General features: G+C 72.8%; 8 protein-coding genes. 3 read left to right on the forward strand and 5 right to left on the reverse strand.

Features of this window, described 5'->3' with window-relative positions:
- Positions 1 to 11: 11 nt before the first annotated feature.
- From IE239_RS34790 to IE239_RS34800, 3 genes are read right to left on the reverse strand one after another with little or no spacing between them, the layout of a single operon-like run.
- A complete protein-coding gene (locus tag IE239_RS34790) occupies positions 12 to 1,220 on the reverse strand; it encodes a thiolase family protein (RefSeq protein WP_190153467.1) in 1,209 nt (402 codons plus the stop codon).
- The gene (locus IE239_RS34795; protein WP_190153468.1) at positions 1,217 to 1,864 is read right to left on the reverse strand and encodes a CoA transferase subunit B; all 648 of its coding nucleotides are present in this window, start codon (positions 1,862 to 1,864) and stop codon (positions 1,217 to 1,219) included. The genes IE239_RS34790 and IE239_RS34795 overlap by 4 nt, the downstream gene beginning before the upstream one ends.
- On the reverse strand, positions 1,864 to 2,619 hold the full coding sequence (locus tag IE239_RS34800; RefSeq protein WP_190153469.1) for a CoA transferase subunit A: 756 nt from the start codon (positions 2,617 to 2,619) through the stop codon (positions 1,864 to 1,866). The genes IE239_RS34795 and IE239_RS34800 overlap by 1 nt, the downstream gene beginning before the upstream one ends.
- A gap of 237 nt (positions 2,620 to 2,856) precedes the next feature.
- On the opposite strand from IE239_RS34800, the gene IE239_RS34805 reads away from it, so the two are divergent.
- Positions 2,857 to 3,321 (forward strand): MarR family winged helix-turn-helix transcriptional regulator, encoded by a 465-nt coding sequence (locus IE239_RS34805; RefSeq protein ID WP_190153470.1) that lies wholly within the window; start codon positions 2,857 to 2,859, stop codon positions 3,319 to 3,321.
- A 187-nt stretch (positions 3,322 to 3,508) separates the two neighbouring features.
- Here the strand turns inward: IE239_RS34805 and IE239_RS34810 are convergent, their stop codons facing one another.
- Positions 3,509 to 4,537 carry a DUF3048 domain-containing protein gene (locus IE239_RS34810; RefSeq protein ID WP_190153471.1) on the reverse strand — a complete coding sequence of 343 codons (1,029 nt, stop codon included), beginning with the start codon at positions 4,535 to 4,537 and terminating at the stop codon, positions 3,509 to 3,511.
- A 278-nt stretch (positions 4,538 to 4,815) separates the two neighbouring features.
- Between IE239_RS34810 and IE239_RS34815 the strand changes: the two genes are divergently transcribed.
- Positions 4,816 to 6,006, forward strand: a complete 1,191-nt coding sequence (locus IE239_RS34815; protein WP_190153472.1) for a zinc-dependent alcohol dehydrogenase — start codon at positions 4,816 to 4,818, stop codon at positions 6,004 to 6,006.
- An 84-nt stretch (positions 6,007 to 6,090) separates the two neighbouring features.
- Here the strand turns inward: IE239_RS34815 and IE239_RS34820 are convergent, their stop codons facing one another.
- The gene (locus IE239_RS34820) at positions 6,091 to 7,167 is read right to left on the reverse strand and encodes an ATP-dependent DNA ligase (RefSeq protein WP_190153473.1); all 1,077 of its coding nucleotides are present in this window, start codon (positions 7,165 to 7,167) and stop codon (positions 6,091 to 6,093) included.
- Between the two features lie 94 nt (positions 7,168 to 7,261).
- Here IE239_RS34820 and ligD point away from each other — a divergent pair, with 94 nt between their 5' ends.
- A complete protein-coding gene (gene ligD, locus IE239_RS34825) occupies positions 7,262 to 8,299 on the forward strand; it encodes a non-homologous end-joining DNA ligase (RefSeq protein WP_190153474.1) in 1,038 nt (345 codons plus the stop codon).
- Positions 8,300 to 8,425 lie beyond the last annotated feature (126 nt).

The raw sequence follows: 8,425 nt of genomic DNA on the forward strand, positions 1-8,425 counted from the left end.
TCCCGGGGTTCCTATCGTTCGAGGACGAGGGCGAGACCCTGGCCGACGCCGATGCACAGGGTGGCGACGCCGACGCCCGAACCCTTGGCGGCGAGCTGGTGGGCGACGGTGCCGGCGAGGCGGGCGCCGGAGGCGCCGAGGGGGTGGCCGAGGGCGATCGCGCCGCCCTGCGGGTTGAGGACGGCCGGGTCGAACTCGGGCCATTCGGCGAGGCAGCCCAGCACCTGTGCGGCGAACGCCTCGTTGAGTTCGAGCACCGACAGGTCGTCGAAGCCGCGTCCGGCCTTGGCGAGTGCGCGGTTGACGGCCTCGACGGGGGCGAGCCCGAAGTACTGCGGGTCGATGGCCGACACGCCGGTCGCGGACACCCGGGCGAGCGGCTCGCGGCCGGTCGCGCGCAGTCCCTCCTCGTCCACCAGCAGCAGGGCCGCGGCCCCGTCGTTCAGCGGGGAGGCGTTGCCCGCCGTCACCGTGCCGTCCTGGGTGCGGAAGGACGGCTTCAGTCTGCCCATCGCCTCCAGGGAGGCGTCCGGGCGGACGCATTCGTCGGCGTCGAACAGGACCGGGTCGCCCTTGCGGCGCGGGACCGGCACGGGCGCGAGCTCGGCGTCGAAGAGGCCCGCCCGCTGCGCGGCGGCCGCCTTGCGGTGGCTTTCCAGGGCGAACTCGTCCTGCTGCGCCCGGCTGATCCGGTGCTTGTCGGCGATGAGCTCGGCCGATTCGCCCAGGGGGATCGTCCATTGCGGGTCCATCCGCGGGTTGACCATCCGCCAGCCCAGCGTCGTCGAGTACAGCTCGGCGTGCCCGGCGGGGAAGGCCCGGTCCGACTTCGGCAGCACGTAGGGCGCGCGGGTCATCGACTCCACCCCGCCCGCGACGACGACGGAGGCGTCGCCCACCGCGATCGCGCGGGCCGCCTGGATCACGGCCTCCAGGCCGGACGCGCACAGCCGGTTGACGGTGACACCCGGCACCGAGGTGGGCAGGCCGGCGAGCAGTGCGCCCATGCGGGCCACGTTGCGGTTCTCCTCGCCGGCGCCGTTGGCGTTGCCGAAGTACACGTCCTCGACGCGCCCGGCGTCCAACGCGGGAGTGCGGGCGAGAAGCTCGCGGACGGCGTGGGCGGCGAGGTCGTCCGGGCGCACCGAGGCCAGGGCGCCGCCGTAACGGCCGACCGGGGTGCGTACGGCGTCGACGACGTAGACGTCCTTGAGGGTCATGACCGGATCTCCTCGCTGATGCGAACCTTCGCGGCGGTCTTCGCCACGATCTCCTCCACGGTGACGCCGGGCGCGGTCTCCACCAGCACCAGGCCCTCCTCGGTCACGTCGAGCACGCCGAGGTCGGTGATGATCCGGTTCACACAGCGCTTGCCGGTCAGGGGCAGTGCGCAGTCGGCCAGGATCTTGGGGCCGCCGTCCTTGGCGGTGTGGGTCATGACGACGATGACCGTGCGGGCCCCGTGCACCAGGTCCATCGCCCCGCCGATGCCGGTGATCATCTTGCCGGGGACGGCCCAGTTCGCCAGGTCGCCGTGTTCGGAGACCTGCATCGCGCCGAGCACGGCGACGTCGATGTGGCCGCCGCGGATCATCCCGAAGGACAGCGCCGAGTCGAAGAAGGACGCGCCCGGCAGCACCGTCACGGTCTCCTTGCCCGCGTTGATCAGGTCGGGGTCCACCGCGTCCTCGGCCGGGTAGGGGCCGGTGCCGAGGATGCCGTTCTCGCTCTCCAGCACCACCTCGACGTCCGCGGGGAGGTGGTTGGGGATGAGCGTCGGCAGTCCGATGCCGAGGTTGACGTACTGCCCGTCCTTCAGCTCGCGCGCGGCGCGGGCCGCCATCTGCTCACGTGTCCAGGCCATCAGCTGCTCACCGTCCGCTGCTCGATCTTCTTGTCGCGGGCCTGCTCCGGGGTCAGCGCGACCACGCGCCGCACGAAGACGCCCGGCAGGTGCACCGCGTCCGGGTCGATCTCGCCGGGCTCCACGAGCTCCTCGACCTCCGCGATCGTGACGCGTCCGGCCATCGCGGCGAGCGGGTTGAAGTTGCGGGCGGACTTGTTGAAGACCAGGTTGCCGTGCCGATCGCCCTTCGCCGCCCGCACCAGGGCGAAGTCGGTGCGGATGCCGTGCTCCAGCACGTACTCCACCCCGTCGAACTCCCGGACCTCCTTCGGCGGCGAGGCCAGCGCCACGCCGCCCGAGCCGTCGTAACGCCACGGCAGCCCGCCCTCGGCGACCTGCGTGCCCACGCCCGCCGGGGTGTAGAAGGCGGGGATGCCGGCGCCGCCGGCCCGCAGCCGCTCGGCCAGCGTGCCCTGCGGGATCAGCTCCACCTCCAGCTCCCCGGCCAGGTACTGGCGGGCGAACTCCTTGTTCGCGCCGATGTAGGAACCGGTCACCCGGGCGATCCGCCCGGCGGCCAGCAGGACCGCGAGGCCCGACTCCATCGCCCCGCAGTTGTTGGAGACGACCGACAGCCCGGTGACCCCCCGCTCGTACAGGGCGCCGATGAGGACGCCGGGCACGCCGCTCAGGCCGAAACCGCCCACTGCCAGCGACGCGCCCTCCGGCACGTCGGCCACCGCCTCCAGGGCCGTGGCGACCACCTTGTCCATCCGTGAAGCCCCATCTCTTGTGTGCGCCCCTGGCCCATCGTTCGGGACACTGATGATCAGAACCCAGATAATCAGGACACTGAGCATCTCTCCGGGATCTCCCACACGCTGCCACCGGAGGTCATGCCAGTCAAGACCCCAGGCAGGAGTCCTGGAGCGCATCGCCGGGAGGTGAGACGCTCTCGCCTTCGAACGGTATCGTTCAGTGCACCGACGAATTCCAGCAGAGGAGCGCATATGGCCGCGGTGGACCTCACCAGCCACCCGGGGCACCTGGCCCGGCGGCTGCAGCAGGCGCACTACCTGCTGTGGAACACGATGGTCTCCGAGGAGATCACCTCGCCGCAGTTCGCGGTCCTCAACGCGCTCGTCGCCGAGCCGGGCCTCGACCAGCGCACGGTGGGCGAGCGGGTCGGCCTCGACCGTTCGACCATCGCCGAGGTGATCAGCCGGCTCACCCGCCGGGCCCTCCTCGACAAGGTCCGAGACCCGCAGGACGGGCGCCGGTTCCTGCTGGCGCTCACCGAGGACGGCCTGCGCACCCACCGCAAGCTGACCGTGCGCACGGCCCGGATGAACCAGGTCTTCCTCTCCCCGCTGTCGGCCGAGGAGCAGACCCTGTTCCTCGAACTGATCCAGCGCGTCTCGGACGCGGCCGAGGGGCTGCGCAACCCGGCCGAACCCCTCGTCGACCAGGGCTGAACCCGGCCCCGGCCGGAGTCGATCGCCCACCTCACCCGGGCCGACCTCGGACCTGGCCGAGGCCGACGGCCAGGCCGGGCCCGACGCCCCTCCGGCCGGTGCCGGCCGTTCCGGCGTGGGGCTGTCCGCGCGTGGACGTTTCCGGTGATGCGGCTGTTCGCGCGTGGCCGTCCCGGCAGGGGACCGCTCAGGGCGCCTTCGCGAACACCACCCACACCTGCCCCTCGGCGAACGCGACGGGCTTGCCGTCGGCCGCGGTGAACTCCGTGCCGTTCTCGGCCTTCGGCCGCTTCCAGCTCACGTCGTAGGCCCGCCCGTCGCGCAGCACCTCCGCCTTCCCCGAGCCCACCGTCTCGGTGTACGGCGTGTTGTTGCCGAGGAAGTCGTGGAACCCCGAGGTCCGCACCCGCACGTACTGCACGACCACCGTGGCCGGCGCCGACTGCTGTCCGTCGGTCGCCACGGTGGGCCTGCCGTCCGTCGAGACCAGCCAGCGGGCCCGGCTCGCGGACCACGTGAACGTGAAGCCGGCCGCCGGGTAGCGCACGGTCCTCGAGGTCTCCGCCCTGCCCCCGGCAGGCGCGGGGCCGAAGCGGAAGCCCGTGGTCAGCGCGTCCCTTCCCGGCGCGGCGGGCAGCAGGACGCCCGGGCGCACGTACAGATTGTGCGGCGCGGGGCGCGGCCCGCCCCGGAAGTAGGCGTCGGGCTTCTTCCCGGGCGTCACGGCGTCCAAGGGCGCCCGGTCGATCAGCGGCAGCAGCTTGCCCTGTGCGCCGGAGAACGCGAGCACCGGCCGCTGGAACTGCCGCAGCAGCTCCAGGTCGGACTCCCGGGCGCTGCGCACCGGTCCCACGGCTTTCGGCAGCCTGCTCGCGTAGACCGCCATCAGACGGCTCAGCCCGCCCTCGACCTGCTCGGCGTACACGATGTCCGCCGAGTCGAGGCCCGTCTGCGGTCGGGCGTCCGGCGCGTTGTCGATCTTCACGGCGAGCACCGGGCCGACGGCGGCACCCGTACCGGTGCCGGTCGGGCTCGGGCTCTGCGACGCGCTGCGGCCGTCGTCGGGCGGGGAGGACCCGCCGGACGAGGTGCAGCCCGCGGCGGAGAGCGAGACCGCCAGGGCGGCGGCCACCGCCGCGACCGCCGTCGCCGCGGTGGACGGACGGCGCGCGCGCCCCGTGCGTATCCCGCATCTCGAACGACTCGTGTCCGTCATGGGCGCCCCCGTTCCGTGTCTCGATTGTGCGCTCGTCCGTTCGAGACCGGCCATCCGTGGCCGTACGCGGCTCTCCGTCATGGCCGTCCGGGGCCCTCCGGCGTGGCCGTCAGTGGTCATCCGAGGCCGTTCCCGGCCGTCGGCGACCCCGCCGGGCGGCCCGCGGGGCGGCCCCGGCGGTTCGGGGCGGGACGCTCGGGTACCCGGGGCGCAGCCATGATCCGGACACCCCCGGGACCTGCCGGGGACCGACCGGACGGCGGAAGGAGCGCGGCACGATGAAGGCAGTGACCTGGCAGGGCAAGCGCGATGTGCGGGTGGACACCGTGCCCGATCCGGAGATCCAGGAACCGACGGACGCCGTCATCCGCGTCACGTCCAGCGGACTGTGCGGCTCGGACCTGCACCTCTACGAGGTCCTCACCCCGTTCATGACCCCCGGCGACATCCTCGGGCACGAGCCGATGGGCATCGTCGAGGAGGTCGGCGCCGGGGTGCCCGACCTCCGGGCCGGCGACCGGGTGGTGGTGCCCTTCCAGATCGCCTGCGGCAACTGCTGGATGTGCCTGAACAGCCTGCCCACCCAGTGCGAGACCACCCAGGTCACCGGCGAGGGCATGGGCGCCGCCCTGTTCGGCTACACCCGCCTGTACGGTGCGGTGCCCGGAGCGCAGGCCGAGTATCTGCGGGTGCCACAGGCCCAGTTCGGCCCCATCAAGGTGCCCGAGGGCCCGCCCGACGACCGGTTCGTCTACCTCTCCGACGTCCTGCCCACCGCCTGGCAGGCGGTCGCCTACGCGGACATCCCCGAAGGCGGCAGCGTCGCCGTGCTCGGCCTCGGCCCCATCGGCGACATGGCCTGCCGGGTCGCCCAGGTGCGCGGGGCGGGCCGGGTCTTCGGCGTCGACCTCGTGGGCGACCGGCTGCGCCGGGCCCGCGCGCGTGGGGTCGAGGCCTTCGACCTGCGGACCTTCGACAGCGAGAAGGAGCTCGTCGCCGCGATCCGGGACGAGACCGACGGCCGCGGACCCGACGCCGTGATCGACGCGGTCGGCACCGAGGCGCACGGCAGCGCGGCCGCCCGCATGATCCAGAACGCCTCCGCCCTGCTGCCGCGGAAGATCAGCGGCCCGCTCGCGGAACGCTTCAGCGTCGACCGTCTCGCCGCCCTGCACACCGCCATCGAGCTGGTGCGCCGCGGCGGCACCCTCTCGCTGGTCGGCGTCTACGGCGGTATGGCCGATCCGCTGCCGATGCTCACGATGTTCGACAAGCAGATCCAGATCCGGATGGGCCAGGCCAACGTGCGCCGCTGGAGCGACGAGATCCTGCCGTACCTCACAGACGAGGACCCCCTCGGCGTCGACGATTTCGCCACCCACCGCGTGCCGCTCACGGACGCCCCGCACGCGTACGAGATGTTCCAGCGCAAGCAGGACGGCGCGGTCAAGGTCCTGATGAGGCCCTGAGCCGGACCGCCCCACCGCCCCCCCTGCCGTCGGCGGCCCATCGCACCGGCCGTCGGCGGAGGGGAGTTCAGCCCGCGGGCCGGTTCAGCCCGCGGCCGGTCCGCCCAGGATCTCCGCCAGGTCGTAGCGGACCGGCTCCTCCAGCTGTTCGTACGTGCAGCTGAGGGGGGTGCGGTCCGGGCGCCAGCGACGGAAGCGGGCCGTGTGCCGAAACCGCGCCCCGTTCTCCATGTGGTCGTAGGCCACCTCGGCGACCCGGTCGGGCCGCAGCGGCACCCAGGACAGGTCCTTCTTGCCCGACCAGCGGCTCGGCGCGCCCGGCAGCCGCGCCGTCTCGTGGGCGGCCTCCTCCGACCAGGCCGCCCAGGGGTGTTCGGCCGCGTCCGCCAGGCGCAGCGGCTCCAGTTCCTCGACCAGCTCGGCCCGCCGCTTCATGGTGAACGCGGCGGACACGCCGACATGCTGCAGCACGCCCCGGTCGTCGTACAGGCCCAGCAGCAGTGAGCCCACCACCGGCCCGCTCTTGTGGAAGCGGTACCCGGCGACGACGACGTCGGCGGTGCGTTCGTGTTTCACCTTGAACATGGCGCGCTCGTCCTGGAGGTAGCGCAGGGTGAGCGGTTTGGCGATCACACCGTCGAGGCCCGCGCCCTCGTACTCCTCGAACCACTGCCGGGCCACCTCGACGTCGGTCGTCGCCGGCGCCAGGTGCACGGGCGCCGTCACCCCGGCCAGGGCCCGGGTCAGCAGCTCGCGCCGGTCGGTCAGCGGGACGTCCAGCAGCGAGGCGTCGGTCAGCGCCAAGAGGTCGAAGGCCACGAAGGAGGCTGGGGTCCGCTCGGCGAGCGTGCGCACCCGGGAGGCCGCCGGATGGATGCGCTCCGTGAGTGCGTCGAAGTCGAGCCTCCCGTCGCGGGCGATCACGATCTCCCCGTCCAGCACGCACCGCGTCGGCACCCGCTCCCGCAGCGCCTCCACCAGCTCGGGAAAATACCTGGTCAGCGGTTTTCCGGTGCGGCTGCCGAGCTCGACCTCGTCCCCGTCACGGAACACGATCGCCCGGAAGCCGTCCCACTTCGCCTCGTACTGCATGCCCGGCGGGATGGCCGCCACCGACTTGGCGAGCATCGGTTTCACGGGCGGCATCACCGGCAGATCCATGCTCTGATTCTGCGCGAGATGCGCATCGATCGCCCGGTATGTACGGAGATGCGTGCTGATGCGAGGTGTCGGCGGTATGTCTACGGTGGCTCGCATGGGCGATGCGGTGGAACTGGAAGTAGCCGGACGGACGGTACGGCTGTCCAGCCCGGACAAGGTCTTCTTCCCGGAGCGCGGTTTCACCAAGCTGGACCTCGCCCGTTACTACCAGGCGGTCGCCCCCGGCATCCTGCGCGCTCTGCGCGACCGCCCCACCACCCTGGAGCGCTACCCCGACGGAGTGACGGGGGAGTCCTTCTTCCAGAAGCGGGCGCCGAAGAACATGCCGGACTGGATCCCCACCGCGCACATCACCTTCCCCAGCGGACGCAGCGCCGACGAGATGTGCCCGACGGAGGAGGCGGCGGTCCTGTGGGCCGCCCAGTACGGCACCCTCACCTTCCACCCCTGGCCGGTGCGCCGCACCGACGTCGACCGGCCCGACGAACTGCGCATCGACCTCGACCCGCAGCCCGGCACCGACTTCGACGACGCGGTCCGCGCGGCGCACGAACTGCGCGCGGTCCTCGACGAGTTCGGTGGACTGAGGGGCTGGCCCAAGACCTCTGGCGGCCGTGGCCTGCATGTCTTCGTGCCGATCCGGCCCCGCTGGACCTTCGCCCAGGTCCGGCGCGCCGCCATCGCCGTCGGCCGGGAGATGGAGCGCCGGATGCCGGAGCTGGTGACGATCAAGTGGTGGAAGGAGGAGCGCGGCGAGCGCGTCTTCCTCGACTACAACCAGACCGCCCGCGACCGCACCATCGCCTCCGCCTACTCCGTGCGCCCCCACCCGCAAGCCCCCGTCTCGGCGCCGCTGCGCTGGGAGGAGGTCGGCTCGGCCCGCCCGCGTGACTTCGACATCGCGACCATGCCCGCCCGTTACGCCGAACTCGGCGACGTGCACTCCGACATGGACGACCACGCGTTCTCCCTCGACGCGCTCCTCGACCTCGCCCGGCGCGACGAACACGAGCACGGGCTGGGCGACCTGCCGTACCCGCCGGAGTACCCGAAGATGCCCGGGGAGCCCAAGCGGGTGCAGCCGAGCCGGGCCCGGCACGAGGACGTCCCGGACGGCCCCGGGGCGCCCTAGGGAACCGGCCCGCACGGAGTTCCCTGCCGTGGAGCAGCCGAACGTCGCCGCGTCCGGCACACACGGTCGCGCGAGCCCGACGCGGCGCGAGCCCCGGGCGTCGCCCCGTTCCCCGGGCGTCGCCCC

The organism is Streptomyces humidus (assembly GCF_014649655.1).
Lineage (GTDB): Bacteria > Actinomycetota > Actinomycetes > Streptomycetales > Streptomycetaceae > Streptomyces > Streptomyces humidus.